The sequence below is a fragment of the Brachybacterium sp. UMB0905 genome (assembly GCF_002871795.1).
Taxonomy (GTDB): Bacteria; Actinomycetota; Actinomycetes; order Actinomycetales; family Dermabacteraceae; genus Brachybacterium.
This window is the reverse complement of the sequence record NZ_PNHL01000007.1, coordinates 89152-114829: the sequence shown is the minus strand read 5'-3', so window position 1 is coordinate 114829 and position 25678 is coordinate 89152. Positions and strand designations below refer to the sequence as shown.

The 25678-nt window shown below is 69.2% G+C and carries 24 protein-coding genes, 3 tRNA genes and 1 other RNA gene; 15 read left to right on the top strand and 13 right to left on the bottom strand.

From position 1 onward, the window contains the following. The 3 genes from dusB to dnaG all read left to right on the top strand — a co-directional run. The coding region (dusB, locus tag CJ197_RS08640) for a tRNA dihydrouridine synthase DusB (protein WP_369801517.1) at nucleotides 1–1177 on the top strand (1177 nt) is incomplete at its 5' end. A 4-nt stretch (nucleotides 1178–1181) separates the two neighbouring features. Next, the gene (locus tag CJ197_RS08635) at nucleotides 1182–2492 is read left to right on the top strand and encodes a deoxyguanosinetriphosphate triphosphohydrolase (protein ID WP_102236339.1); all 1311 of its coding nucleotides are present in this window, start codon (nucleotides 1182–1184) and stop codon (nucleotides 2490–2492) included. 64 nt (nucleotides 2493–2556) lie between these two features. Beyond that, complete coding sequence (gene dnaG, locus CJ197_RS08630; RefSeq protein WP_102236338.1) at nucleotides 2557–4530, top strand: DNA primase; 1974 nt, start codon at nucleotides 2557–2559, stop codon at nucleotides 4528–4530. Nucleotides 4531–4638: 108 nt separating this feature from the next. On the opposite strand, the gene CJ197_RS08625 is transcribed toward dnaG, so the two are convergent. The 4 genes from CJ197_RS08625 to CJ197_RS08610 all read right to left on the bottom strand — a co-directional run bounded on the left by CJ197_RS08625 (nucleotide 4639) and on the right by CJ197_RS08610 (nucleotide 7648). Continuing rightward, nucleotides 4639–5583, bottom strand: coding sequence for a hypothetical protein (locus CJ197_RS08625; RefSeq protein WP_146007737.1), 945 nt, complete (start codon nucleotides 5581–5583; stop codon nucleotides 4639–4641). A 56-nt stretch (nucleotides 5584–5639) separates the two neighbouring features. Continuing rightward, entirely contained in the window at nucleotides 5640–5846 is a 207-nt protein-coding gene (locus CJ197_RS08620) for a cold-shock protein (RefSeq protein WP_102236336.1), read from the bottom strand. 276 nt (nucleotides 5847–6122) lie between these two features. Next, a tRNA-Ile gene (locus CJ197_RS08615) sits at nucleotides 6123–6196 on the bottom strand. Between the two features lie 162 nt (nucleotides 6197–6358). Next, complete coding sequence (locus CJ197_RS08610; RefSeq protein ID WP_146007736.1) at nucleotides 6359–7648, bottom strand: cellulase family glycosylhydrolase; 1290 nt, start codon at nucleotides 7646–7648, stop codon at nucleotides 6359–6361. Nucleotides 7649–7850: 202 nt separating this feature from the next. On the opposite strand from CJ197_RS08610, the gene CJ197_RS08605 reads away from it, so the two are divergent. The 5 genes from CJ197_RS08605 to CJ197_RS08585 all read left to right on the top strand — a co-directional run bounded on the left by CJ197_RS08605 (nucleotide 7851) and on the right by CJ197_RS08585 (nucleotide 10892). Further along, nucleotides 7851–9041: a LacI family DNA-binding transcriptional regulator gene (locus CJ197_RS08605; protein ID WP_102236335.1), complete on the top strand. Its 1191-nt coding sequence runs from the start codon at nucleotides 7851–7853 to the stop codon at nucleotides 9039–9041. A 66-nt stretch (nucleotides 9042–9107) separates the two neighbouring features. Continuing rightward, nucleotides 9108–9180: transfer RNA gene (locus tag CJ197_RS08600), tRNA-Asn, on the top strand. An 81-nt stretch (nucleotides 9181–9261) separates the two neighbouring features. Next, complete coding sequence (locus tag CJ197_RS08595) at nucleotides 9262–9819, top strand: OsmC family protein (RefSeq protein WP_102236334.1); 558 nt, start codon at nucleotides 9262–9264, stop codon at nucleotides 9817–9819. After that, nucleotides 9819–10310: a peptide deformylase gene (locus CJ197_RS08590; RefSeq protein ID WP_102236333.1), complete on the top strand. Its 492-nt coding sequence runs from the start codon at nucleotides 9819–9821 to the stop codon at nucleotides 10308–10310. Before CJ197_RS08595 ends, CJ197_RS08590 begins: the two co-directional genes overlap by 1 nt. A gap of 90 nt (nucleotides 10311–10400) precedes the next feature. After that, nucleotides 10401–10892, top strand: coding sequence for a DUF3145 domain-containing protein (locus CJ197_RS08585; protein ID WP_102236332.1), 492 nt, complete (start codon nucleotides 10401–10403; stop codon nucleotides 10890–10892). A gap of 66 nt (nucleotides 10893–10958) precedes the next feature. Here the strand turns inward: CJ197_RS08585 and CJ197_RS08580 are convergent, their stop codons facing one another. The 5 genes from CJ197_RS08580 to aceE all read right to left on the bottom strand — a co-directional run bounded on the left by CJ197_RS08580 (nucleotide 10959) and on the right by aceE (nucleotide 17495). After that, nucleotides 10959–12197 (bottom strand): beta-ketoacyl synthase, encoded by a 1239-nt coding sequence (locus CJ197_RS08580; protein ID WP_102236331.1) that lies wholly within the window; start codon nucleotides 12195–12197, stop codon nucleotides 10959–10961. Nucleotides 12198–12274: 77 nt separating this feature from the next. Next, a complete protein-coding gene (locus CJ197_RS08575) occupies nucleotides 12275–12523 on the bottom strand; it encodes an acyl carrier protein (protein WP_102236330.1) in 249 nt (82 codons plus the stop codon). Nucleotides 12524–12657: 134 nt separating this feature from the next. Next, a complete protein-coding gene (locus CJ197_RS08570; RefSeq protein ID WP_102236329.1) occupies nucleotides 12658–13659 on the bottom strand; it encodes a beta-ketoacyl-ACP synthase III in 1002 nt (333 codons plus the stop codon). Nucleotides 13660–13661: 2 nt separating this feature from the next. Then, entirely contained in the window at nucleotides 13662–14624 is a 963-nt protein-coding gene (locus CJ197_RS08565) for an ACP S-malonyltransferase (protein ID WP_102236328.1), read from the bottom strand. A 123-nt stretch (nucleotides 14625–14747) separates the two neighbouring features. Beyond that, nucleotides 14748–17495 carry a pyruvate dehydrogenase (acetyl-transferring), homodimeric type gene (aceE, locus tag CJ197_RS08560; protein WP_102236327.1) on the bottom strand — a complete coding sequence of 916 codons (2748 nt, stop codon included), beginning with the start codon at nucleotides 17493–17495 and terminating at the stop codon, nucleotides 14748–14750. 462 nt (nucleotides 17496–17957) lie between these two features. Between aceE and CJ197_RS08555 the strand changes: the two genes are divergently transcribed. Together CJ197_RS08555 and CJ197_RS08550 are read left to right on the top strand one after the other, a co-directional pair. Then, nucleotides 17958–18377, top strand: a complete 420-nt coding sequence (locus CJ197_RS08555; RefSeq protein ID WP_102236326.1) for a DUF3052 domain-containing protein — start codon at nucleotides 17958–17960, stop codon at nucleotides 18375–18377. A 61-nt stretch (nucleotides 18378–18438) separates the two neighbouring features. Continuing rightward, nucleotides 18439–18515: transfer RNA gene (locus tag CJ197_RS08550), tRNA-Val, on the top strand. A gap of 338 nt (nucleotides 18516–18853) precedes the next feature. Here the strand turns inward: CJ197_RS08550 and CJ197_RS08545 are convergent. Further along, nucleotides 18854–19066 (bottom strand): hypothetical protein, encoded by a 213-nt coding sequence (locus CJ197_RS08545; protein ID WP_233190761.1) that lies wholly within the window; start codon nucleotides 19064–19066, stop codon nucleotides 18854–18856. Nucleotides 19067–19343: 277 nt separating this feature from the next. Between CJ197_RS08545 and CJ197_RS08540 the strand changes: the two genes are divergently transcribed. From CJ197_RS08540 to CJ197_RS08530, 3 genes are all read left to right on the top strand, one after another. Next, the gene (locus CJ197_RS08540; protein WP_102236324.1) at nucleotides 19344–20618 is read left to right on the top strand and encodes an aminotransferase class V-fold PLP-dependent enzyme; all 1275 of its coding nucleotides are present in this window, start codon (nucleotides 19344–19346) and stop codon (nucleotides 20616–20618) included. A gap of 4 nt (nucleotides 20619–20622) precedes the next feature. After that, nucleotides 20623–21108, top strand: a complete 486-nt coding sequence (sufU, locus tag CJ197_RS08535) for a Fe-S cluster assembly sulfur transfer protein SufU (protein WP_102236323.1) — start codon at nucleotides 20623–20625, stop codon at nucleotides 21106–21108. 70 nt (nucleotides 21109–21178) lie between these two features. After that, nucleotides 21179–22048 carry a Nif3-like dinuclear metal center hexameric protein gene (locus CJ197_RS08530; RefSeq protein WP_102236322.1) on the top strand — a complete coding sequence of 290 codons (870 nt, stop codon included), beginning with the start codon at nucleotides 21179–21181 and terminating at the stop codon, nucleotides 22046–22048. 46 nt (nucleotides 22049–22094) lie between these two features. Here CJ197_RS08530 and CJ197_RS08525 read toward each other — a convergent pair whose 3' ends face one another. Beyond that, nucleotides 22095–22886, bottom strand: a complete 792-nt coding sequence (locus tag CJ197_RS08525) for a YaaA family protein (RefSeq protein WP_102236321.1) — start codon at nucleotides 22884–22886, stop codon at nucleotides 22095–22097. Between the two features lie 128 nt (nucleotides 22887–23014). Between CJ197_RS08525 and rnpB the strand changes: the two genes are divergently transcribed. Beyond that, nucleotides 23015–23375, top strand: an RNA gene (rnpB, locus tag CJ197_RS08520) — RNase P RNA component class A. Between the two features lie 27 nt (nucleotides 23376–23402). Here rnpB and ppgK read toward each other — a convergent pair. Both ppgK and map read right to left on the bottom strand, forming a co-directional pair. Then, a complete protein-coding gene (gene ppgK, locus CJ197_RS08515) occupies nucleotides 23403–24290 on the bottom strand; it encodes a polyphosphate--glucose phosphotransferase (protein ID WP_102236320.1) in 888 nt (295 codons plus the stop codon). A 145-nt stretch (nucleotides 24291–24435) separates the two neighbouring features. Beyond that, nucleotides 24436–25323, bottom strand: a complete 888-nt coding sequence (map, locus tag CJ197_RS08510; protein ID WP_102236410.1) for a type I methionyl aminopeptidase — start codon at nucleotides 25321–25323, stop codon at nucleotides 24436–24438. 37 nt (nucleotides 25324–25360) lie between these two features. On the opposite strand from map, the gene CJ197_RS08505 reads away from it, so the two are divergent. Continuing rightward, nucleotides 25361–25582: a hypothetical protein gene (locus CJ197_RS08505; protein ID WP_102236319.1), complete on the top strand. Its 222-nt coding sequence runs from the start codon at nucleotides 25361–25363 to the stop codon at nucleotides 25580–25582. The last annotated feature ends 96 nt before the right edge of the window (nucleotides 25583–25678 follow it).

Here is a 25678-nt window from a genome sequence, read left to right as displayed (position 1 = left end):
ACCTGCTGCGCCGGCGAACCGTCGGACCCTCACCATCGGCCCTCACACCGTGGATACCCCGGTGGTGCTCGCCCCGATGGCCGGGATCACGAACATGGCCTTCCGGCTGCTGTGCCGCGAGTTCGGGGCCCTGCACAGCGCCGATGACGGTGGGCTGTACGTCTCAGAGATGGTGACCACCCGCGCGCTCGTGGAGGACCACCGGGAGTCCTGGCGCCTGGTGACGATGGGCGAGCGGGAGACGCCGCGGTCCATCCAGCTCTACGGCGTGGACCCGCATACGGTGCGCCGCAGCGTGGAGATGCTGCGCGAACGGGACCTGGTCGACCACGTGGACCTGAACTTCGGCTGCCCGGTGCCGAAGGTGACGCGTCGCGGGGGCGGCGGGGTGCTGCCGTGGAAGAGCGAGCTGTTCACGCAGATCGTGCGCGCCGCCGTGGAGGCCGCCGGGGATGGCGTGCCGGTGACGGTGAAGACCCGCATGGGGATCGACGATGCGCACCTCACCTACCGCGATGCGGGGCTGATCGCCCAGGAGGTGGGGGCCGCGGCGATCGCGCTGCACGGCCGCACCGTGGTCCAGCACTACTCCGGGCAGGCCCGCTGGGATGCGATCACGGACCTCAAGGAACTCGTCACCGACATTCCGGTGCTTGGCAACGGGGACATCTGGTCGGCCGAGGACGCGATCACGATGATGGACCAGACCGGCTGCGACGGTGTAGTGGTGGGGCGCGGCTGCCAGGGCAGGCCATGGCTGTTCGCTGATCTCGCCGCCGGGTTTGCGGGCAAGCCTGACCGGGTGCGCCCGAGCCTGGGGGAGGTCGCGGCGATCCTGCGCCGGCACGCCGAACTGCTGGTGGAGTTCTTCGAGGATGAGGGCCGCGCCCTGCGGGACCTGCGCAAGCATGTGGCCTGGTACTTCAAGGGCTACCCGGTGGGTGGGCAGATGCGTCACCGGCTCGCGACCATGGAGTCCCTCGCCGATCTGGACGCCAAGCTCGCCGAGCTGGATCTGACCAGCCCCTACCCGGGGGCCGCGGTGGAGGGACCGCGCGGCCGCGCCGGCTCCCCGAAAAAGGCTGTGGTCCCGGAGGGTTGGATGGACTCGCGGGAGCTGTCCGCGGAGCATGCTGCGCGCCTGGACGAGGCCGAGCTGGACACCTCGGGAGGATGAACCGATGACCGAGATCCCTACCCCGCCCGTCGGGTACACGAGCACGGACCTCGAGCGCTGGGCCCCGGAGCCGCCGAAGTCCCAGTCCCGCACCCCGTTCCAGCGTGACCGCGCCCGGGTGCTGCACTCCTCGGCGCTGCGCCGCCTAGGGGCGAAGACCCAGGTGCTCGGTGCGGGGACGAATGACTTCGTGCGCACCCGCCTCACGCATTCCCTCGAGGTGGCGCAGGTGGGTCGGGATATCGGGGCGGAGCTGGGCTGTGATCCCGATGTGGTCGATGCCGCGTGCCTGTCCCATGACCTCGGCCATCCGCCCTTCGGGCATAACGGCGAGCGGGTGCTGGATGATCTCGCGCGCGAGATCGGCGGCTTCGAGGGCAACGCCCAGACGCTGCGCCTGCTGACACGGCTGGAACCCAAGGTGCTGGGGGAGGACCGCCCCTATGGCCTGAACCTGACGCGCGCCGTCGTGGATTCCGCGATCAAATACCCGTGGGCCCGCGGCGAGGGGCCCAACCCGTCCTCCTCGAAGTTCGGCGCCTACGCCGATGACCTCGCGGTGTTCAACTGGGCCCGCGCGGGCGCCCCGCCGCTGCGCAAATGCTTCGAGGCGCAGGTGATGGACCTCGCCGATGACATCGCCTACTCCGTCCACGACATCGAGGATGCGATCACCGGCGGCACCCTGAGCCTGGGAGCGCTGCGGGACCCGATGGAGCGCGCCGCCGCGCTGTATGTCGTGCAGGACTGGTACATGCCCGATGAGTCCGTGGAGGCCCTCGATGACGCACTCACCCGTCTCGAGGCGGAGCCGACGTGGCTGCCCGCCTTCAGCGGCTCCATGCGCGATGCCGCGGCGCTGAAGAACATGGCCAGCCAGCTCATCGGCCGTTTCACCCGCTCGGCGATCCACGCCACCCGGCAGGCCCACGGCGAGGAGCCCATCGCCCGCTTCCGCGCCGATGTCATCGTGCCGGAGGAGACCCATCTGGAGATCGCGGTGCTCAAGGGGCTCGCGGCCGCGTACGTCATGTCCGCCGCGTGGCAGCAGCCCGTCTACGAGGCACAGGAGGAGATCCTGCGGGACCTCCACTCCCGCCTGCTGAACACCGGCACCCAGCACCTCAGCCCCCTGTTCGCCGAGCTGTGGGAGCAGGCGGAGGATGACGCTGCCCGCCACCGGGTGGTGATCGACCAGATCGCCTCCTACACCGATGTCACCGCGCGGCGCCTGCACGGGACGCTGTTCGATCGGGAGGTAACCCACCTCACCGCCGCGGACACCCCGCTGCCGGGTCTCGGGGCGGAGCTGTGATACAGGTTGGGGAGCAGGCGGCAGTGCTGCCGCCGACGGCGGCGGTGCGGGAAGGGGTGCGCTGATGGCCAGGGGGCTGATCCGTCGGGCCGATGTGGACCTCGTGCGCGAACGCTCGCGCCTGGACGAGGTGGTCTCCGAGCACGTGACGCTGCGCCCGGCCGGGATCGGCTCGATGAAGGGCCTGTGCCCCTTCCACGACGAGAAGACCCCGTCGTTCAACATCCGCCCCCAGCTGGGGCACTGGCACTGCTTCGGCTGCGGGGAGGGCGGGGACGTCATCTCCTTCGTGCAGAAGATCAACCATCTGAGCTTCGTCGAAGCCGTGGAGCTGCTGGCCGGCCGCTACGGCGTCCAGCTGCACTACGAAGAGGGTGACGGCAAGGGCGGAGACCGGCCCGATTTCGGCACCCGTCGGCGTCTCCTCGACGCCCACGCCATCGTCGAGGAGTTCTACCGCGAACAGCTCAGCACCCCCGCCGCGGAGGTGGGCCGACGTTTCCTCACCGAGCGCGGCTTCGACCAGGCCGCCGTGGAGCGCTTCGGCGTGGGCTTCGCGCCCGAGGGCTGGGATGCGGTGACGTCCCTGCTGCGCTCACGCGGCTTCACCGAGCCGGAGCTGACCGCGAGCGGCCTCGCCTCCCAGGGACAGCGCGGCGTGTATGATCGCTTCCGCGGCCGGCTGGTGTGGCCGATCCGCGACATCACCGGCTCCACGATCGGCTTCGGTGCCCGGCGCCTGCTGGAGAACGATCAGGGCCCGAAGTACCTGAACACCCCCGAGACCGCGATCTACCACAAGTCCTCCGTGCTGTACGGCCTGGACCTGGCGCGCAAGGAGATCGCCTCCCAGCATCGGGTGGTCGTCGTCGAGGGATACACCGACGTGATGGCCGCGCACCTCGCGGGGGTCGGGACGGCGGTCGCCTCCTGCGGCACCGCCTTCGGTGCTGAGCACGTGAAGATCGTGCGGCGCGTTATGGGCGATTCGAACCGCTCGGCGGGGCTGCGGCTGAACACCGACGGGCGCGGCCTCGCCGGGGAGGTCATCTTCACCTTCGACGGCGATGCCGCGGGGCAGAAGGCCGCGCTGCGCGCCTTCGAGGAGGATCAGCGCTTCGTCGCCCAGACCTTCGTGGCCGTGGAGCCCAGCGGCATGGATCCGTGCGATCTACGGATCGCCCAGGGCGACCAGGCGGTGCGGGACCTGATCGAATCCCGTCGGCCCCTGTTCGAGTTCGCGATCCGCACCGCGATCTCCCAAGTGGACCTCGACACTGTCGAAGGGCAGGTCACGGCGCTGCGTATGGCTGCGCCGGTGGTGGCTCGGATCCGCGATCGGGCCATGCGCCCGGAGTATGCGCGGCGTCTGGCGGGCTGGCTCGGGATGGAGGAGCGCACCGTGCTGCGCGCCGTCCATGACGCCGCCCGTGCTGAGGGGAGTGGGCGCCGACGGGCGCAGGAGGAACCGCTGCTGGAGGAACGCCCAGGGGAGGGGGTCGACGGGGGCGAGGACGGCTCGAGCCTGCCGATCCCGCGCCTGGCGGACGTGGTCTCTCCGCGTGATCCCGTAGGGCAGGTGGAGAAGCAGTCCCTGGCCGCAATGGTGCAGGCCCCGCAGCTGCTGGACCCGGAAAAGGTCGCGGCCCTGCCCGATGACTCCTTCCATGTGCCTGCCCTGCAGGGCGTGTGGGACGTGATGCTCGCGGCGGGCACGCTGCTGGATGCCGTGGCGGGGGAGCTGGCGCCGGCGCGCTACCTCGAGCAGGTGCTCGAGATCGCGGGGGAGACGGTGCGCCCGCTCATCGTGGAGATCGCGAACCTGGACCTGCCGGCCCGGGATGAGGAGGGGCTGCGGCGGCTGGGGGATTCGCTGCTGGACCGCCTCACAGAGCTGTCCATCACCCGCGAGTACTCGGTGCTCAAGCAGCGCCTGCAGCGCACTGATCCCGCCGATGCCGAGCGGTACCAGGAGATCATGACGCGCCTGGGGCAGGTACAGGCCCGGCGCCGGGCGCTGCATGCGAGGGAGGAGTGAGGCGAGCACTCGAGTGCTCAGCCCGGGCGGTGGAGCGCAGGCCGAGAGTTGTGGCGTCCGCGGACAGATGCCGATCGTGGTCACGCGCCGACGGTCTCCGGCTGTCGCTCAGACCCCCAGGCCGCGCTGAGGGATGTCGGCGTCCGGGGTTCCCGGTGGGCGGGTCCAGCCGTCGGCCATGCGCTCCCGGGCGATCTCCTTGAGGTGGTCGAGGGCATCGAAAGTCTCCATGCGGGATTTTGCGACCCTGGGCTCGCCGCCGATATCGCCCTCGATGATCGCGAGGCGGCGCGCGCGCAGCCGGGCCTCCAGGTACCGACCGTCCTTTTCGAGATACATCCGGCCCCAGTCGGCCATGTTCTCGTCGAACAGGGCGTAGAACCAGGAGGTGTCCTCCCGCTCCTCATCCTCGGAGCCCTCGGGGTCGAAGTCTGCGTCCTCCGGATCGGGATCCACCGCCTCGATGTGCGGAAGCCACGTGAGGTCGACGTACAGCAGGCCATGCCCCTCGCCGTCCCGGGTGACCTGCAGACCCTGCTCCCGAAACGCTGCCTCCACAGCGTGCGCAAGCTGCTCATCGTCACCGCGGAGGCTGCGATACAGGAGCGGCAGGCGCACCGGGCCCAGCACCAGATCCTCGATCACCTGAAAGGGCGTGATGACGGCGCCCAAGTCATCCTCGTCGTCCTCCATCTCGGCCCACTCGGAAAACTCTTCGACGACGACGTCCTGTTCACGCAGCTGTGCGAAGGCCGACTCGAGTCGGTCCACGTCCGTGGTCTCGTCCTGCCACGCGAGGGCTTGCTGCGCCGTCTCATTCCACACGCTGCGCACGAACCGCTCGACAAACACGGCGCGGTCCTCATCCTCGTCGACAGCCTCGACCTGCTGCGTCCATCGGGGCGGATCGGGGTAGGCCTCCGGCTGCTCAAGCAGCGAGAGCGCGATGTCCTCCGGCGATGCGGAACCGGTGAGGATCTCCGCCCGGATGGCCTGGACAAGAGGAACAAGGTCAGGGTCAGCGAGAAGGGAGACAGGATCCGTGATCATCACGGTGCCAGTCTCCCCTCGGCGCTGCGCTGTGTCGACAGTCTTTCGACGCTGGGGTCTCAGGCGATGACGGAGAGATTCGCCGCCTGCAGGCCCTTCTGGCCGCGCTCGGTCTCGAACTGGACCTTCTGGCCCTCCTCGAGGGTGCGGTAGCCGGTGGAATGGATCGCGCTGACGTGCACGAAGACGTCGGCCGAGCCGTTGTCGGGGGCGATGAAGCCAAAGCCCTTGTCGGCGTTGAACCACTTGACGGTGCCGGTATCCATATCGGATCCCTTCTGAGTAGATGAGCAGCCGCGTTTCGGCTGCCCGGGGGTGCTGACTCGACGCACTGTCAGAAGGAACCAGGTCCTGCATTGCGATCTCCGCCCACACGGCGGATCGGCACGAATATCGTTCGGAGCAACCCGGTCAACCTACCGCCGCGTGCTCACTTGCCCACCAGCGGGGCGGTGCATGACACGTTTGTGGTGGTCGGCGCGGACCCTCGATGCGACACTCAGAAGGTCAGGCACCACGCCTGGTCAAGTGACGTTTCTCGGTGGCCCAGGCGGGGCTTGAACCCGCGACCGACGGATTATGAGTCCGCTGCTCTAACCTGCTGAGCTACTGGGCCGAGCCCTGCACGTGGGCCTCGCAGAATCTACCACGTCAGCCGCTGTGACCTGCTCAGATGGATCACAGGCAGGACATGTTGTGGCCACGGTGGGTCGGCAGGCGAGCCTTCGTCTGAAGCTCGTGCTTCCCGGCATGAATCCGCTAGCCCATGAGCGCGCTCTCAGGCCCCGCCGCGAGTCGCCGCAGCACCGCCGGTGCGGGTATCGCCCGCGCGCAGTTCGCCGTGCTCGCGCACCACGCGTACCGTCGGCCGCTCCCCGGCCCGTGACGCTTCCATCCACGCCTCGAACACCGCACCGCCGGGAGCAGCGGCAGAGCGCTCCAGCAGCGGGTCCGGCCCGACGGGGAAGTCGATCGCGCGCCCTCGCGGCGCCGCGGGCGCCTGCTCCTTCGCCGCGGAGATCGCATCACGGAACGCACGGCCGGAGTCCTTGAGCGCCCCATCGGCCGTGAACAGCCCCAGCGTGTGCTCGAGCGGCGGGAAATCCGCCAAGTCCTGCGAGACGTCGTGCGAGCACCACCAGGTCACGCCGTACAGCTGCGGGCAATCCAGCGCCGTCTCCACAGTGCGGGTGACGAACCACGCTACATCGTCCTCATCCAGCACATTGCGGGGCGCGCCCACCTCTTGCAGCCACAGCGGCCGCTCCGGAGCGGCGGAGAAGCTGCGCGCGAGCTCGAGGTAGTACTCCGCCCGGTGCTCCACCTCGTAGGAGCACGGCCCGTACTTCTGCCCGGTGCCATCGAAGATCCACGAATGCACCACCGTCGCGTCCCCCAGCTGTGCGGACTGATCCGGGGTGAAGGCGTGATCATCCATGAACCACGCGGCGTCATAGTTCGCCACTGAATGCAGGCCCTCCGGCGCCCCCTCGCGGGCAGCCTGCAGCATCCGCCGGGTCCACGCCTCAGCCTGCTGAACGCTCAGCGGATCGGGATCCGGGTGGTTGGAGGCGCTGAACTGGTTGACCTCATTGCCTACACTCATGCCCAGCAGGTTCGGCGCATCGGCCACCTGCGCAGACAGGCGGCGCACCAGCTCCGCGGTGGAGGTCACCACGTCGGGATCGGTGAACATGTTCCGACGGTGCCAGGTGGTCAGCCAGCTGGGCTGAAAATCGAAGCTCGACAGATGCCCCTGAATCGCGTCCACGCACACATCCAGGCCCAGCCGCCCGGCCACATCCACCACGGCGCGCACATCCTCGAGGGCGCGCTCACGAATGAGAGTGCGGTTGGGTTGCAGCAGGGTCCACAGCGGGAAGATCCGCACGTGGTCCGCGCCGAGCTCGGCGATCTGCTGCAGATCCTCACCCACCTGGTCCAGATCCAGATCCAGCCATGCATGGAACCAGCCGCGCCGCGGCGTGTAGTTCGCGCCGAAGCGCACCGCAGCAGCGGTCCCGGGCCGCGTCGTGGTCGGGGTCGCGGGCGGGGCAGTGGCAGACATCGGTGTCCTTCAGGTCGCGAGCAGGTGAGGGTGATGGGATGGAACAATGCGACAGCGTGATTCGCTGATCGCTGCCGCAATGCCAGATGTTCCCACTACTATAGCGTTCAAGTAGGCCGAGCGCGGGACCTCCGCTCAGCCTCAGATCAGCTGGTGGGCCTACAGTTACGAGATACGATCCCAGCGTCGGGAGGAATCGGCGATGACAGCGTCTCAGAGTACGCGGAAAGCCGCGAACAGCACAGCGCCGTCCACCGCGGAACCCCGCGAAGGTCGAACCTCTGCGCCGCGGGGGAGAGGCCGCGGCCGACGCGTCACCATCGCCGACATCGCCGAGCGTGCCGGAGTCACCGCTGCCGCTGTCTCACTGGCCGTCAACGGCCGCCCCGGGGTCTCCGATGCCACCCGGGCGCGGATCGTCGAGATCGCCCGCGAACTGAACTGGATGCCCTCCCACGCGGCCCGGGCACTGGCCGGAGCGCCCGTGCTCACCATCGGTATGGTCCTCGCCCGCCCCGCGGACGTGCTGGGCAGCGAAGCCTTCTTCGGCGGGTTCATCGCCGGACTGCAGGAGGTCCTCAGCGCCCGCGACTATTCGCTGCAGATGAAGATCGTGGAGAACACCGACGCGGAGATCGAGACCTACCGCCGCTGGTTCGGGCAGCGCCGCGTGGACGGCGTGATCCTGCTGGACCTGCGCGTGGATGACCCGCGCGTGCCCGTCCTCGAACAGCTCGGGCAGCCCGCCCTCGTCGTCGGTGGCCCCGGTCACCACGGCACCCTGCCCGCCGTCTACGCCGACGATGCCTTCGTCACCAGTCTGCTCGTCGAACATCTCGCAAAGGCTGGGCATCGCCGCATCGCCCGCCTGGCCGGCGCTGGTGAATACCTCCACACCGCGACCCGCGACGCCACCTTCGCCGCCCTGTGCGCCGAGCACGGCATCGACCCAATCCTCCATGAGGCCGGGTTCACCGCCTACGGTGCTGCGACAGCCACCGCCGAACTGCTGCGCACGGGCGATGCGCCCACCGCGATCATCTATGACAGCGATGAGATGGCCCTCGGCGGAGCCCGCGTGATCGCGCAGCAAGGTCTGCGTATCCCGCAGGACATCGCCATCGCCTCCTACGAGGATTCCGCGATGATGCGCTCCCATCGGCCGCGCATCACCGCCGTCAGCCGCTCCGCCGTCGAATACGGACGCCTGGCCGCCCGGCGCATGCTCCAGATCATCACCGACCGCAGCACCGAGGCCACCGCCCAGACGCACGGTGAGGAGCATCAGACGGCCGACGACGGGCTGGTCCCCACGCTCGAGGTGCGCGGCTCCACCGACCCCACGGCCGACGACGAGATCAACGCCCGCCTGGCGGGGTTAGCTTCGTCATAATCCCACCCCGGAGGGCATCTCGACGTGCAGGCGCGGCGGCGACCCTGCTAGAGTCGTCCAGGTCGATCCCGCATAGCTCAATCGGCAGAGCATTCGACTGTTAATCGAAGGGTTGTTGGTTCAAGTCCAACTGCGGGAGCCCACAGCACACAGCCCCGGACACCACCTCCGGGGCTGTCGCATTTCCGCCCCACCCCACGCCGTTGAAGGAGCCAGGCCGATGCCGACCCTGCCCGATGATCGCTTCGAGCTGCCCGAGGATTTCGGCCCCGGCAGCGTGTGGGCCGACCGCACTGGACATCGCACCCTCATGGGCCGCAACCAACGCGGCGTCGAGATCCCCATCGGCCACGGCGAAGGCCAGATCAACCCCGGTGAGCTGCTGAAGCTCGCACTGATCGGCTGCGCCGGCATGTCCGCGGACAACGCCATCGCCCGCCGACTGGGCCAGCAGGTGGACCTCCGCCTGTGGGCGCACGGCACCGCCGATGAAGAGCTGAACCGGTACGAGCGGATCGTCGAGGAGCTGCAGCTGCCGCTCGAGGGCCTCTCCGAGGAGCAGGTCCAGGCGCTTGGCACCGTGATTCAGCGCGCCATCGTGGCCGGCTGCACCGTCGAGCGCACCGTCGTGCCCGGCGTCGAGGTGAAGCACCGGCCCCTGCGCGCTGAATCGAATGCTTCGGCGAGGGACGCGGCATCCGCGGAGGGAGACCCGTCGGCCGCGGACGGTACCTCCGCTGATGCTGCGAGCCCGCACCCGGGCGAGGAACAGGCCTGATGGCGATCCGACCGATCCGCATCGTCGGCGACCCCGTGCTGCGCACCCCCTGCGACGAGATCCGCACGATTACCGACGGCACCCGGGCCCTCGTCCAGGACCTGCTGGACACCGTGGATGACGACGGCCGAGCGGGCGTGGCCGCCAACCAGATCGGCGTCAGCCAGCGCGCCTTCTCCTGGCACCTCGTGGAGACCGGCGAAGTGGGCTACATCCTGAACCCCGTGATCGTGGAGCTGTCCGAGCAGGAGCAGCACGACGATGAGGGCTGCCTGTCCGTGCCGGGCCTGTTCTACCCCCGCACTCGAGCCGCCTACGCCCGCTGCGTGGGCCAGAACCTCGAGGGCGAGGAGATCGAACTGGCCGGCGAGGGCATCATCGCCCGGCTCATCCAGCATGAGGTGGGGCACCTCGATGGCGCGCTGTACTTCGACGGCTTGGAGCGGTCGGTGAAGAAGCAGGCATTGCGAGCGATCCGCGAGAGGTTCTAAGCTCTACCAGCAGACAGCCGCCCGCTGTCGTCGATTCCATCCAGGGCACCGATTCGTTGGGGAAGACGCATCGGAACCGGAAGGAACGAGATGACCCAGGGCGTTCTGTACATCCACTCCGCGCCGCGGGCCCTCACGCCTCACATCGAATGGGCCGCCGCCGGAGTCATTGGCGTGCCTTCCCACATGCGCTGGGAGGAGCAGTCCATCGGCCGTGGCCTCATGCGTTCCGAGCTCAGCTGGCGGGGCCGGGAGGACACCGGCGCGCGCCTGGTCTCGGCCCTGCGCGGCATGCACGAGGTGCGCTTCGAGGTCACCCAGGAGGCCACTTCCCGCACCGACGGCGCGCGCTGGAGCTGCACCCCTGAGCTCGGCATCCACCACGCCGCTACCGACCATGCCGGCAATATCGTGCTCACCGAGGACCATGTGCGCGGGTGCATGGAGCGCGCTGGAGGTGATGCCCGCGTCCTCCAGCGCGAGCTCGGCATCGCCCTCGGGGAGCCCTGGGACGAGGAGCTGGAGATCTACCGCCACGCGGGCGAGGGCGTGCCCATGCGCTGGCTTCACCGCGTGAGCTGAGCGGCGCGGGGGCGGGGCGCTCGGGCGGAGACCCGCGCTGGCCAGGCCCGCTCAGGCCAGGGTCGCTCAGGCGGTCGTGAACACCACGGCGACGTCGTGGCCGCCGAAGCCGAAGGCGTTGTTCAGCACCGCCAGATCACCCTGGGACAGCTCGACCGTGCTGTTCTGAGCGATGCTCATCGGGGTCTCCGGGTCGAGCGTCTCGATGTTGATTGTGGGCGGGGAGACGCGGTGCTTCGCCGCGAGCACGGAGAAGAGCGATTCGATCGCCCCGGCACCGCCCATGAGATGCCCCGTCATCGACTTCGTGGAGGTCACGACGATCTGATCGGTCACACCATCCAGCGCATCGGAGACTGCGCGCAGCTCGCCGAGGTCACCCAGCGGAGTCGAGGTGCCGTGAGCATTGATGTGCTTGATATCCGCAGCAGCCACGCCAGCATCGGACACCGCCTCGCGCACCGCGCGGGCCTGGCCCTCTGCCGACGGCGCGGAGATGTGATGGGCATCGGAGGCCATGCCGCGGCCAGCCGCATAGGCGTAGACCGCGGCGCCGCGCGCGGCGGCATGCTCCTCGCTCTCGAGCACCAGGATCGCGGAGCCCTCGCCCAGCACGAAGCCGTCGCGGTCCACGTCATAGGGGCGCGAAGCGTGCTGCGGGTCATCCACGCGGCTGGAGAGCGCACGGATGTTCGCGAACGCCGCCAGGGTCATCGGGTGGATGCAGGCCTCCGTGCCACCGACGACGACCACATCCGCGCGGCCCTCACGGATCATGTTCATGCCCGCCGCCACGGCCTCCGCCCCGGAGGCGCACGCGGAGACGGGGGTATGGGCCCCGGCGCGGGCACCCAGCTCCATTGAAATGTGGGCGCTCGCGGAATTCGCCATGAGCATCGGCACCGTGAAGGGGCTCACCCGACGGGCGCCGCGCTCACGCACCACATCCCACTGATCCAGCGTGGTCCACACCCCGCCGATCCCCGTGCCGACCACCACGCCGAGCCGCTCCGGCTCGACCTCGGGAGCACCGGCATCCTGCCAGGCCTCACGGGCGGCGACCATCGCGTACTGCCCGCAGGGATCGAGCTTCTTCGCCTCCGGGCGCGACAGCGGTTCGAGCGCCCCATCGATCAGCTGGCAGGCGAAGTCGACGCTCAGCCCGTACGAGTCCTTCCAGTCGTTCTCCAAGGTGCGGGCGGCTGACGTGCCGGCCAGCGCCGCCTCCCACGTGGAGGCGACGTCACCGCCGAGCGGATTGACGGTGCCAAGACCGGTGACGGCGACGCGACGGGACGCGGACATGGGAGAACCTCCGGGTGGTGTGCGGGCGGAGAACGGAGACGCCCGGGACGGTGTGCGTCCCGGGCGTCATGCGGGGCTCAGGCCTGGGCGCTCGCGATGTACTTGACGGCGTCGCCGACGGTGGCCAGGTTCTTGACCTCATCGTCGGGGATGCGCACGTCGAACTTCTCCTCGGCGTTGACCACGATGGTCATCATCGAGATGGAGTCGATGTCGAGGTCGTCGGTGAAGGACTTGTCCATCTTGACGTCCTCGGTGGCGACACCGGTCTCCTCGTTGACGATCTCGGCGAGGCCCTCGAGGATCTCGTTCTCGGTGTGTGCCATGACTGCTCCTTCGGAAGTGGGGATGTGTGGCGGGGGACAGCCTACCGTTGTGACCGGGCGGTATCTGTCAGCGGTGATCAGCGGACTCGCCGGGAGGTGACGCTTACCTCACTGAGAGTCCGCTGGAGGCGGGATCAGGGCAGCACGAGCACCTGGCCGGCGTACGCCAGGCCCGCGCCGAAACCGAACTGGACCAGCACATCGCCGCTCTTCGCCTGCCCCTCGGCCAGCAGGCGGTGCGTGGCCAGCGGGATCGAGGCGGCCGAGGTGTTGCCGGTCTCGGCGATATCGCGGCCGATCACGACGTTCTCGGGCAGCTTCAGCTGCTTGGCGAGCTCGTCGATGATCCGCATGTTCGCCTGATGCGGTACGAACACGTCGACGTCCGCGACCGTCAGCCCCGACAGCTCGAGCATCTCGCGAATCTTCGCCGCGGTGTGCCACACGGCCCAGCGGAACACGGTGCGGCCATCCTGCTCGAGGGTGGGCCACGGCCCCTCGCCGTCGCGGAACTGGGTGAGGGAGCCGGTCATGCGGATCGTCTCCCAGTGGTCGCCGTCGGACCCCCACACGGTGGGGCCGATCAGCGGCACCTCGCTCGAGCCGACGACGGCGGCACCGGCCCCGTCGCCCAGCAGGAAGGAGATCGAACGATCGGTGGGGGAGACGTAGTCGGAGAGCTTCTCCGCACCGATCACCAGGACGTTGCGGGCGCTACCGGAGCGGATCAGCGCATCGGCCTGCCCGATCCCATAGGCGAAGCCCGCGCAGGCGGCCGAGATGTCATAGGCGATGACATCGGGCCGCCCCAACTGTCCAGCGAGCCACGTCGCGAGCGACGGCGTCGGGTACGGGAAGGAAATGGTGGAGACGATGATCGCATCCAGCGTCTCCAAGTCGATGCCCGCGGTCTCCACGGCCTCCCGCCCGGCCGCGAGCGCCAAGTCCTCCACACCCATCTGCTCGCTAGCCCGGGTGCGGGTGATGATGCCCGTGCGCTGCCGGATCCACTCATCAGAGGAATCGATGGGGCCGACGAGGTCATCGTTGGGCACCACGAGGTCGCCGCGGGCGGCGCCGTAGGCGAGGACGCGGGAGCCCGCGACGGTGGGGTGGGCCTTCAGGGTGACGGTCATGATCAGTCCTCCTCGGGCCCGAAGTGGTGCAGCCCGTGCTCGTTCACGAAGGCCTGCGCGGCCTCCAGGTCTTCCGGCGTGTTCAGATTCTGCAAAGCCACACCCTTCAGCTCCCTCTTGGCCAGGCCCGTCAGCGTGCCGGCCGGGGCGAGCTCGAGGATGCCCGTCACGCCGCGCTCGGCGAACACGCCCATGCAGGCCTCCCAGTCCACGGGCGAGGCCACCTGGTTCACGATCAGCTCAAGGTAGCGCGCACCCTCGGTGACCACTTCACCGGAGGCGTTGGACACCAGCGGGCACTGCGCGAGCGGATCGTGCGGGGTGAGCTGAGGGGCGAAGGCCGCGAGCTCCTCGCGCGCCGAGGCCATGTACCGGGTGTGGAAGGCCCCGGCCACCTGCAGGGGGATCACGCGGGCGCGGGCCGGCGGCTCTGCGGCCAGCGCCGCGATCGCCTCCTGTGCGCCCGCTGCGACCACCTGCGCCGCAGAGTTGATGTTCGCCGGGGCCAGACCGTGCTGTTCGATGGCGGCGAGGACCTCCTCGCGCACGCCGCCGACCACGGCCGCCATCGACGTCGGCTCCGCGGCGGCGGCCTTCGCCATGGCACGCGAGCGCACAGCCACCAGGCGCATCGCATCGGCATCGCTGAGCACCCCGGACAGTGCCGTAGCAGTCACCTCGCCCACGCTGTGCCCGGCCAGCAGATCAGCCTGGGTCCCCGCGGCGAAGCCGTCGCCGCCGCTCAGGCAGTCCGCGGCGATGATGCCCGCGGCCACCAGCAGCGGCTGCGCGATGGCAGTGTCGCGGATCGTCTCGGCATCCGAGGCGGTGCCGTGCTCGATGAGGTCCACCCCGGCTGCTTCGGAGAGCTCCCCGAGGGCATCGCGCACCCCGATCACCTCCAGCCACGGGCTGAGGAAGCCGGGCTTCTGCGCCCCCTGTCCGGGGCAGACGATCGCGAGCACGAGGGAACCTCCAGGTCGGTCAGGAGCCCGCCGCGGCGGCGGGCAGGGGAGAAGGTAGGGGCAAGAGTATCCGGGGACGACGTCGGCCCGCCCACCACCGGGGTGGGCGGGCCGACGTATCGATCAGGACTCGCCGCCGAAGGAGCCGGACTCGCCGGCGTTCACGTTCAGCAGGTCGTAGCGGTCGATCGCCTCACGCAGCACAGAGGGATCCTTCACGCTCTCCTGCACCAGCATCTGCAGCGCCTTGACCACCATCGAGTGGGAGTCGATCTTCAGGAAACGGCGCGCCGCCGGGCGGGTGTCGGAGAAGCCCCATCCGTCGGCCCCCAGCACGCCGTAGCGGCCGGGAATCCACTGGCGGATCATGTCCGGCACCGCGAAGTCGTAATCCGACGTCGCAACGAACGGACCCTCCAGGCCCTGCAGGCGCTCGGAGATCCACGGGGTGCGCTGATCCTCGGGGTGCAGGAGATTGTGCTTCTCCGCCTCGAGGGCGTCCTTGCGCATCTCCGTCCAGGAGGTCACGGACCACACGCTGGCGCGCACGCCCCAGTCCTTGCCCAGCATCTCCTGGGCGTGCAGCGCCCACGGCACGCCCACACCGGAGGCCATCAGTTGCACCTCTGGGCCCTCGCCCTCCTGCGCGGGGGAGACGACGTACATGCCCTTCAGCAGGCCCTCGACGTCCAGATCCTCCGGCTCCTTGGGCTGGATGATCGGCTCGTTGTAGACGGTGAGGTAGTAGAAGACCTCCTGGAGGCGGTCATCCTCGCCGTACATGCGCTTGAGGCCATCGCGGATGATGTGCCCCAGCTCGTAGCCGTAGGCCGGGTCGTAGATCACCGCGCCGGGGTTGGTGTTGGCGAGGATCGGCGAGTGGCCGTCCATGTGCTGCAGGCCCTCACCCGCGAGGGTGGTCTTGCCGGCGGTCGCGCCGATCACGAAGCCCTTGGCCATCTGGTCACCGGCGGCCCAGAAGAAGTCGCCGGTGCGCTGGAACCCGAACATCGAATAGAAGATGTAGAACGGGATCATCGGGAGGTCATGGGTGGCGTACGAGGTGCCGGCCGCGGTGAACGCCGCGGTGGAGGAGATCTCGTTGATGCCCATGTGCTTGATCTGACCGGAGGTGGACTCCTTGTAGGCCAGCAGCAGATCCCGGTCCACGGACAGGTAGTTCTGCCCGTCGGGGTTGTAGATCTTCGCGGTGGGGAACAGCGAGTCCATGCCGAAGGTGCGGGCCTCGTCGGGGATGATCGGCACCCACAGCTTGCCGGTCTCCTTGTCCCGCATGAGGTCCTTCAGCAGCCGCACGAGCGCCATGGTGGTGGCGATCTCCTGCTTGCCCGAACCGCGCTTGGCGACCTCAAATGCCTTGTCGCCCGGCAGCTGGAGCGGCTTGTGCTCGGTGCGGCGCGAGGGCACAGGGCCACCCAGGTCGCTGCGGCGCTGCTTGAGGTACTTCATCTCCGGGCTGTCGGCATCCGGCAGGTAGTACGGCGCGTCGTACAGGCTGCCGGACTCGAGCTGCTCATCGGAGATCGGGATCTGCAGGGTGTCGCGCAGAGCCTTGAGGTCCTCGAGGGTGAACTTCTTCATCTGGTGGGTCGCGTTGCGGCCCGCGAAGTTCTTGCCCAGGCGGTAGCCCTTGATCGTGTGCACCAGCACCACGGTGGGCTTGCCCTTGGTCTCGGTGGCCATCTTGAAAGCGGCGTACAGCTTCTTCGTGTCGTGGCCGCCGCGGTTGAGCTTCCACCAGATGTCGTCGTCGGAGAGATCCTCCACGAGCGCCTTGGTGCGCGGGTCGCGGCCGAAGAAGTTGTCGCGGATGAAGCCGCCGTCCTCGGCGCGGTAGGTCTGGTAGTCGCCATCGGGCGTGGAGTTCATCAGGTCGATGAGCGCGCCGTCAGTGGACTTCTCCAGCAGCGGATCCCAGCCGGAGCCCCAGATCACCTTGATGACGTTCCAGCCGGCGCCGCGGAACTGGCTCTCCAGCTCCTGGATGATCTTGCCGTTGCCGCGCACCGGGCCGTCCAGGCGCTGCAGGTTGCAGTTGACCACGAAGGTCAGGTTGTCCAGGTGCTCCTTCGCGGCGATGTGCAGGGCGCCGCGGGACTCCACCTCATCCATCTCGCCATCGCCGAGGAACGCCCAGGTGTGCTGCTGGGAGGTGTCCTTCAGGCCGCGGTTGAGCAGGTAGCGGTCGAAGGAGGCCTGCTCGATCGCGGCGACGGGGCCAATGCCCATCGACACGGTGGGGAACTCCCAGAAGTGCTGCATCGCCCGCGGATGCGGGTAGGAGGGCATGCCGTGCCCGGCCTTGGACTTCTCCTGGCGGAAACCGTCGAGCTCCTCCTGGGACAGGCGGCCCATCATGAAGGCGCGGGCGTAGATGCCGGGGGAGGCGTGGCCCTGGAAGAAGACGTGGTCGCCGCCGCCGGGGTGCTGGCGGCCGCGGAAGAAGTGGTTGAAGCCCACCTCGTACATGTTCGCGATCGACGCGTAGGAGGAGAGGTGACCGCCCACGGCGATCCCTGGGGCCTGCGCCCGATGCACCACCATCGCCGCGTTCCAGCGGTTGATGTTGCGCAGCTTCTTCTCCATCTCGACGTCGCCCGGGTACTCGCCCTGCTGATCGACGGGGATGGTGTTGATGTAGTCGGTGGTCAGCGAGTCAGGCAGCTCGATGTCCTCATCGCGGGCGTGCTGCAGCACGCTCTGGACCACTTCGCCGGCCCGCTCGGGTCCGCGCTGCTCGAGCATCGCGTCGAAGGAGTCCAGCCATTCCTGGGTCTCCTCCGGATCCGGGTCCTGGGAATGGCTGGGCAGGTTCAGGCCGATCGGCCGCGGGGTCTCGTGCGGGCTCACACTGTCCTTCTCTCTACGGGAGGCGATGGACCGGCCGGGAACCGGTGCGCTGCAGACGGCCACGCCAGCTGTGCGCGCGTCCGTGAGCGCCGACTCCGACGGCCTCGGTGCTCGCCAGCCTACCGCCGACCCTGCGACCAATGCCTATTAGCGGCACCGATGGCTTGTGAGACGCGGGACATGTGTGGACATTGGGTCGGCGCAGGCGCAGCGCGAGGTCGGAGTGGGCGTGGTGCGGGGTCGGAGCGGGCATGGGGCGGGCGATGGTACTGGCCCACCGGTGGTGCTGTACGCCGATGGGGGCGGGGCAGTGGCCTGCAGGGATCCTCGTCTCCACGCCGGCCCTGCACGGCGGTGTCAGGTGTCATAGACTCAGGCCGCGCCGCACGGCAAGCGGACCCACGGGTCTGCTTCTCGGGCGGACGCTGAACCACCACCCCCGTCTTATGAGGAGTTCCTCCCTTGGCACCGTCGGCCGACGCATCTTCGACCAGCAACCTGTCCGAGGTGCTGAACCTCACCACCGGTCAGATCGTGCAGGAGATCGGCTACGACGATGACGTCGATCTGGACCTGCGCGACGCGATCGAGGACATGATCGGTGAGGACCTCGAGGACGAGGACACCCAGGAGATCGTCGACGCCGTCATCCTGTGGTGGCGCGAGGGCGATGGCGACCTCACCGACGCGATGGTGGACACGCTACGGAACATCGACTCCGGTGCCCCTGTGTGGGTGTTCACCCCCAAGGCCGGCCGCACCGGGCACGTGAACCCCGCCGAGGTGCAGGACGCAGCGGAGACCGCGGGCCTGCGGGTCATGAGCTCGGTCAGCCTCGCGCCCGAGTGGACCGGCACGCGTCTGGCGAGCCGCACTCTCTGAGGCATCAGGCCGCCCGGGCCGCGTGGCGCGGGCGGTTCACCGGCGGGGATGCCCCCGCTCAGGGTCGTTAGCTCAGTTGGTCAGAGCGTCTGGTTTACACCCAGAAGGTCGGGGGTTCGAGCCCCTCACGACCCACCAGCCCGGCTTGTCGTGTAGCCCAATCCGTCGTGCTCTCCCGTCTGCGGCGCGCCTCCCCACGCCCAGCGCCACGCCGGTGGAGGCGCCCGAAAACACCGATACGTGGCGCGAGTGGCACAGATCGGTGCACTCGCGAGGTTCATGAGGCGTGTCGCGCGGCGCGGCGGGGTCGGCCCTGTACCGCGACCCACCGCGGGAGTCTGCCCAGCGCCACGCCGGTGGAGGCGCCCGAAAACACCGATACGTGGCGTGCGTGCCACATATCGGTGCACTCGCGAGGTTGATGCGGCGTGTTGTGTCGGGCCGGGGGAGTCTGGTCGCGCGCCCCGGGCCCCGCGTCAGCGCGTCAGCACGTACGCGCCGATCAGCAGCAGCGGCAGCGCCACGACGATGCAGCCCCAGATCATTGCGGTCTGGCGATCCCGCGCCTGCTCCTCCGGGGTGCGCGGCCGCTCGAGCGGCTCGCCGGTGCGTTCGGCATGCTCGCGGGCTTCGCGCTGTCGCACCAGCATCCGGCCGATCAGCACGATCAGCGCGGCGAGGATCGTCACGCCGAACAGGACGAGGATCAGGGTGTCGATGGCACACCTCCCGGGACGGGCGCCGCGCGGGCGCTGCGAGCAGTCCCCAGGGTCTCACAGCCGCTGGCAAGGTCTCACAGCCGTGTGCGGGGCGCACGGTGCGCCCGTTCACCCCACAGTCCCGGTACCCCACAGTCCCGGTATTACGAACCCTCGGCGTTCCTATAATGGTCGAGCCGCCCGGCGTGACCGCCGTGCCATCCCCTGGGCCCGGCCCGAGCAGGCGGCAGAAGGAGGAACCGCGACGGTGAACGCCCCACGCCGACCCTTCGACCTCGCGTCGATCCGGGCCGATTTCCCGATCCTCGAACGCCGCCTGGACGCGGACACCCCGCTGATCTACCTCGATGGCGGCGCGACCTCGCAGCGGCCCCGCCCGGTCATCGACGCCGAGGTGGAATTCCTGACCCAGCACAACGCTGCCGTGAAACGCGGGGCACACCGCATGGCAGGCTTTGCGACCGACGCCTTCGAAGGGGCGCGCGAGCGCATCGCCCAGTTCCTCACCGCCCCCAGCCCCGACGAGATCGTCTTCACGAAGAACGCCACCGAGGCGCTGAACCTCGTGGCCCGATCCCTCGGCGATGGTGATCGCACCACCCCGGACCACCTGCGGATCCGCGAGGGCGACGAGATCCTCGTGACCGAGATGGAGCACCACGCCAACCTCATCCCCTGGCAGGAGCTCGCCCGCCGCACGGGGGCGCAGCTGCGCTGGATCCCCCTGGCCGATGACTTCACCCTGGACCTCAGCGATCTCACCGCCCTGCTGACCGAGCGCACGAAGGTTCTTGCGCTCACCCACCAGTCCAATGTCCTGGGCACCATCAACCCGCTCGAGCAGCTGGTGGAGGCGGCGCATGCGCAGGGCGCGCTCGTCGTGGTCGATGCCGCGCAGTCCATCGCCCATATGCCGGTGGACCTCACCCAGCTCGGCGCTGATTTCGTCGCGTTCTCCGGGCACAAGATGTTGGGGCCGACGGGGATCGGCGTGCTGTGGGGGAAATATGAGCACCTCGCCCAAATGCCCCCATTCCTCACCGGCGGATCCATGATCGAGACCGTCACCATGGACCGCGCGACCTATGCCGCGCCGCCCGCCCGCTTCGAGGCCGGCACCCCGCCGATCTCCCAGGCCGTGGGTCTCGCCGCCGCCTGCGACTACCTCGATGAGCTCGGCATGGAGCAAATCGCCGCCCATGAGCAGCAGCTGACCCTGCGCGCCCTCGAGGGTCTGACAGCGATCGACGGGGTGCGCATCATCGGCCCCGCCGCCTCCCCGGAGCGCAGCGGCGCCGTCGCCATCGACCTTCCCGGACTGCACCCGCATGACGTCGGGCAGGTCCTGGACTCCCAGGGCATCCAGGTGCGGGTGGGCCACCACTGCGCCTGGCCCCTGCACCGCCGCTATGGCCTGCACGGAACCACCCGCGCGAGCTTTTCCCCGCACACCACACCCGATGAGGTCGACGCCCTCATCGCCGGGGTGGCCCGCACCATCGAGTTCTTCGAGAGCCTGTGATCCCATGAGCATCAACCCGCTGACATCCCTGTACACCGAGCTCGTGATGGAGCACGACAAGAACCCGCAGCACGCGGGGCTGCGAGAGCCCTTCGAGTCCGAGGTCCACCACGTGAACCCCACCTGCGGGGATGAGATCACGCTGCGCCTGCAGCGCAGCACCGAGGGCGGGGGAGACGACGAGACCGGGACGGGCGAGCGGATCGCCGACCTCTCCTATGAGGCGACCGGCTGCGCCATGAGCCGCGCCTCCGCCTCGATCATGGCGGACCTGCTGATCGGCCGCACCACCGCGCAGATCGAGCCGGTGCGCGAGCACCTCGAGGAGGTCATGCGTTCACGCGGCCGCGTCGAGGCCGATGAAGAGCTGATCGGCGATGCGATCGCGCTGATGGGCGCCGCGAAGTTCCCTGCCCGGGTGAAATGCGTGCTCATGCCCTGGAAGGCCTACGAGGCAGCGCTGCTAGAGGCCCGCACCCTCGCCTCCTGACCCGCCGCAAGCACCGCGCAGCTGCGTACCACCCCAGCGCATCCGCCGCCCCGCCCCCGAGGAGCCGACCATGACCGACGACCCCGCCCGCGCCGCTGCCCCGCTCAGCCTCGCCGATGTCACCGCGACCCTCGAAGGCGCCTATCCGCTCAGCTGGGCGGAGCCCTGGGACAGGGTGGGGCTCGTGGTGGGGGAGCGCAGCGCCCCGGTGCGCCGGGTGCTGCTGGCCGTGGATCCCACGCTCGCCGTAACCCGCGAGGCCATCGACGCCAAGGCTGATCTGCTCATCACCCATCACCCGCTGCTGCTGCGCGGTGCGAGCTTCCTGCCCGCCGATGACGGGAAGGGCGCGGTGGTCACCGCACTGATCCGCGCCGGAGTGGGCCTGTGGTGCGGGCACACCAATGTCGACCGCTCCACCCGCGGCACCGTCGGCGCGTGGCACGATCTGCTGGATCTGCAGCAGGCCCGTCCGCTCATGCCCGGGGAGGAGTGCGCAGCGGCGGAGCATGGCTCACAGCGGTTCGGTCTCGGCGTGGTCGGGGAGCTGCCGGAGCCCACCACCGTCGGCGCCCTCACCCGGCACCTCGCGTCCGCGGTGCCGCGCACCGCCCGCGGCATCCTCCACACCGGTGACGCGGACCGCACGGTTCGCACCGTCGCCGTGTGCCCGGGCGCCGGGGACTCCTTCCTCGAGGCCGCCACCGCCTCGGGAGCCGATGTGTATATCACCTCGGACCTGCGCCATCATCCCGCGCTCGAGCACATCGAGGCGGCTGCGGACCCGTCGGCCGTGCCCGCGCTGATCGATGTTCCGCATGCCGCGAGCGAGGCGCTGTGGCTGCCGCTGGGTGCCGAGCTGCTCGCTGCGGCACACCCGCAGCTCGAGGTTCGCATCAGCGAGCAGATCACCGACCCGTGGGGTGGACGCGCCGGCTGACCAGCTCACGCTGCGCGGACCGGTTGGACGCTTGCGCCCCGCCGTCTCACTCCGCGCGGTCCACGATCACCAGGCTGTCTCCGTCGAGCTCCACCCCGAGCGTCCCGTCGAAGGCTGCGAGCAGGTGCTCCACCACGGCCTCCGCCGTGGGCGGGGCCGATGGCGCATCCAGCAGCGCTCGCACCACCCAGCCGCGATAGCGCTTCGCATCATGGGAGACGACCTTGCGTACCCCCGCGCGTTCCTGCACCGGCGACACCGCGAGCACGCGCACCTCCGCGGTCGAGTGCAGCGGCATCATCGTCCGGTAAGCCCCTGAGCGGCAGTCGATGGCCAGCGGCGCCGTAGAATGCGCCGTCTCTTCCAGCAGCGTCTGCGCGAGCGGCCGCAGATGCTTCCCCCACCAGGTTCCGGCTTTCCCGAGCCGCGTCACCTTCGAACCGGCCGAGACACGGTAGGCGGGGATCAGGTCCTGCGCCGCGTCCACCACTCCCAGCAGCGCGCTCTGGATCAGCACCCGCCGGTCCGTCGGCGCGTTGGCACCGGGATCCAGGACGGCGGGATCCAGCTGATCGAAGAGCACTCCCGAATACACCCGCAGCGCCGGTCCCGCGGGTTCGTCGGAGAGCTCAGCCATGCGCTCGGTGAGCTCCGGGGCGGAGGCCGGGACCCCGAGCTTCGCGCCTCCGTCCCGCCCGGCCGCGGTGCGCTGGACCGCTCGCAGCATCGTCTCCCGTGCAGCGGTCAGCTCCGGGTGCGTGAGGGCAGGCAGATCCAGGTGCGGTGCGTCAGCGGCGGGGCGGGTCTTGGTCTCTGAGGGCGGCAGGAGGAACAGCATCCCCCTATCTTCCCTGCTCGCCGTCGTCGTGGCCCGGCACCAGGCGACGGCGCGGCAGCGTGTCGAGGGAGAGGTTCCTCGCGCCCCGTCGGCCCGGGACGAGACCGGCGCGTAGACTGCCGGACGGACCAGTCGGCCGGGCAGCCGCGTCTTCGCCGGGAACCCGGCGAAGCCGAGGAAAGTCCGGGCTCCATCCGGCACGGTGGTGGGTAACGCCCACCCGGAGCGATCCGCGGGACAGTGCCACAGAGAGCAGACCGCCCCCGCGCCCGAGGGTGCGGAGGCAAGGGTGAAAGGGTGGTGTAAGAGACCACCGCGGCCTCGGTGACGAGGACGGCACGGCAAACCCCACCGGGAGCAAGGTCAGACAGGGAACGCTCGAGGGCGCCGGCCCGAGTTCCCGGGTAGACCGCTGGAGGTCGTCGGCAACGGCGATCCGAGAGGGATGGCTGCCGATCACAGAACCCGGCTTACAGGCCGACTGGTCCGCCCCGCGGGGCAGACGACCTTATGACCTCAGGCCTTGCCGGTCTTCTTCCCCGACTTCTTCTCGCCTTTCGCGGATTCCTTGGCCTTCTTCTTCTCGAGCTTCGCTGCCTTCTTGGCCTGCTTCGCGGCCTTCTTCTGCTGCGCGAGCAGGTGATGCTCCTCCTGGCTCGCGAGCGCGGCCGCCCCGATGATCCCTGCCTCATTGCGCAGCTGCGCCGGCACGATCTCTGTCTTCAGGTCCAGCAGCGGCAGGAACTTCTCATGCTTCTTCGACACGCCACCGCCGACGATGATCCGGGTGGGGCTGAACAGGAACTCCACCATCGAGAAGTACTCCTGCAGGCGCCCCGCCCACACATCCCAGTCCAGCTCCTCGCGCTCCCGCGCGGAGGAGGCCATGTACCTCTCCGCCGCCGCGCCGTGCAGCGTCAGATGCCCCAGCTCCGAGTTCGGCACTAGGGTGCCGTCCACGAACATGGCCGAGCCGACGCCCGTCCCGAGCGTCACCACGATCACCACCCCCGGGACGCCCTGCCCGGCGCCGAAGGTCATCTCCGCGATGCCCGCGGCATCGGCGTCATTGACCACGAACACGTCATGGCCGGTGCGCTCGGTCAGCAGCGCATCCACATCCGTGCCGATCCACGAGTCATCCACGTTCGCGGCGGTCTGCGCGACGCCCTGCTGAATCACGGCCGGAAAGGTCACGCCGACGGGCATGCCCGCCGGCACGTCGAAGCTGCTGATCAGCTCACTGACGGTATCGGCGACGGCATCGGGCAGCGAGGGCTGCGGGGTGGGGATGCGGTGCCGCTCAGCGGCCAGCTCTCCGCGCTGCAGATCCACGGGCGCACCCTTGATGCCGCTGCCGCCGATGTCGATGCCGAAAGCCTGCGTGGGGCTGGAAGTGCTCATCACCGCTCCTTGCTGTGAGGCTGTGCTGCTGATGCTGTAAGGCTGTGCTGCTGTGGGGCTGGGCGAGGCGCAGGCGGTCGCTCCGCGCCACAGCGGCCCAGCTTACTGGCGCCCGGCGGGCGGGACCGACGGGCCCGGCCAGCGGTCACACGACGGTGAGCGTCTCCGGTCCATCGGCCGTCATGAGCAGCGTGTGCTCGAACTGCGCAGAGTAGGAACGATCCTTGGTGACGACGGTCCAGCCGTCATCCCATTGCTCCCACTCCTGCGAACCGGCCGCGATCATCGGCTCGATCGTGAAGGTCATGTTCTCGGCGATGACGTCATCGAACATCGGAGCCGAGTCGTAGTGGGGGATCACCAGGCCGTTGTGGAAACCCTCGGCGATGCCGTGGCCGGTGAAATCTCGCACCGACTCATACCCGAAGCGCTTCACGTACTTCTCGATGACGCGACCGATGACGTTGACCTCCCGGCCCGGCCGCGCGACCTTCATGCCGCGCAGCATCGCCTCCCGCGCCGCATCCACGAGCGCCGTGGCCTCCGGGGCGATCTCACCGATGGGGAAGGTGGCATTGCAGTCCCCGTGCACCCCGCCGATGAACGCCGTGATGTCGACGTTCAGGATGTCGCCCTCCTGCATCACGGTGGAATCCGGGATGCCGTGGCAGATCACCTCGTTCAGGCTGGTGCAGCAGGACTTCGGGAAACCCAGGTACCCGAGGGTCGACGGGTAGGCGCCGTGGTCCAGCAGCACGTCGTGCACCACCTGATCGATATGATCGGTGGTCACGCCGGGGGCGGCGGCCTCCCCGGCGGCCTGCAGCGCCGTGGCGGCGATCCGTGAGGCGACTCGCATGCGCTCGATGATCTCCGGGGTCTGGATCTTCGGGCCGGAATCGGAGACGGCCTCGTCCTTATCCACGTACTCGGGCCGTGCGATCCGCGCCGGCACCGGGCGGCGGGGGCTCAGCTCCCCGGGAACAAGTGCGTCGCGGCCTTCGGGGCGGATCCATCCCTGCTCTACAGTCATGCTCACCAGTGTCTCATCGAGCAGGAAGGATCCCGTCGTGAGCGAGAGCACGGAGTTCTACTACAACCTCACCACCGGGCAGGTGGAGGAGGGCCGACAGTCCCACGGGAAGGACCTCATGGGCCCCTACGCGAGCCGCGAGGAGGCCTCCCGGGCGCTGCAGAAGGCCGAATCCCGCAATGAGGCGTGGGATGAAGAGGATGAGGAGTGGAACGAGGACTACGGGCAGCCGCCGGCCGGCAGCGCTGAGGGAGCCTGACCCGGCGCCACACGCCTCGCGGGGAGACCGGTCGGGGCGTGAGAGTCAGGGCGTGAAGCCGCGGGCGGAAGGCCCTGAGAAGCCCCGGGCGGGACT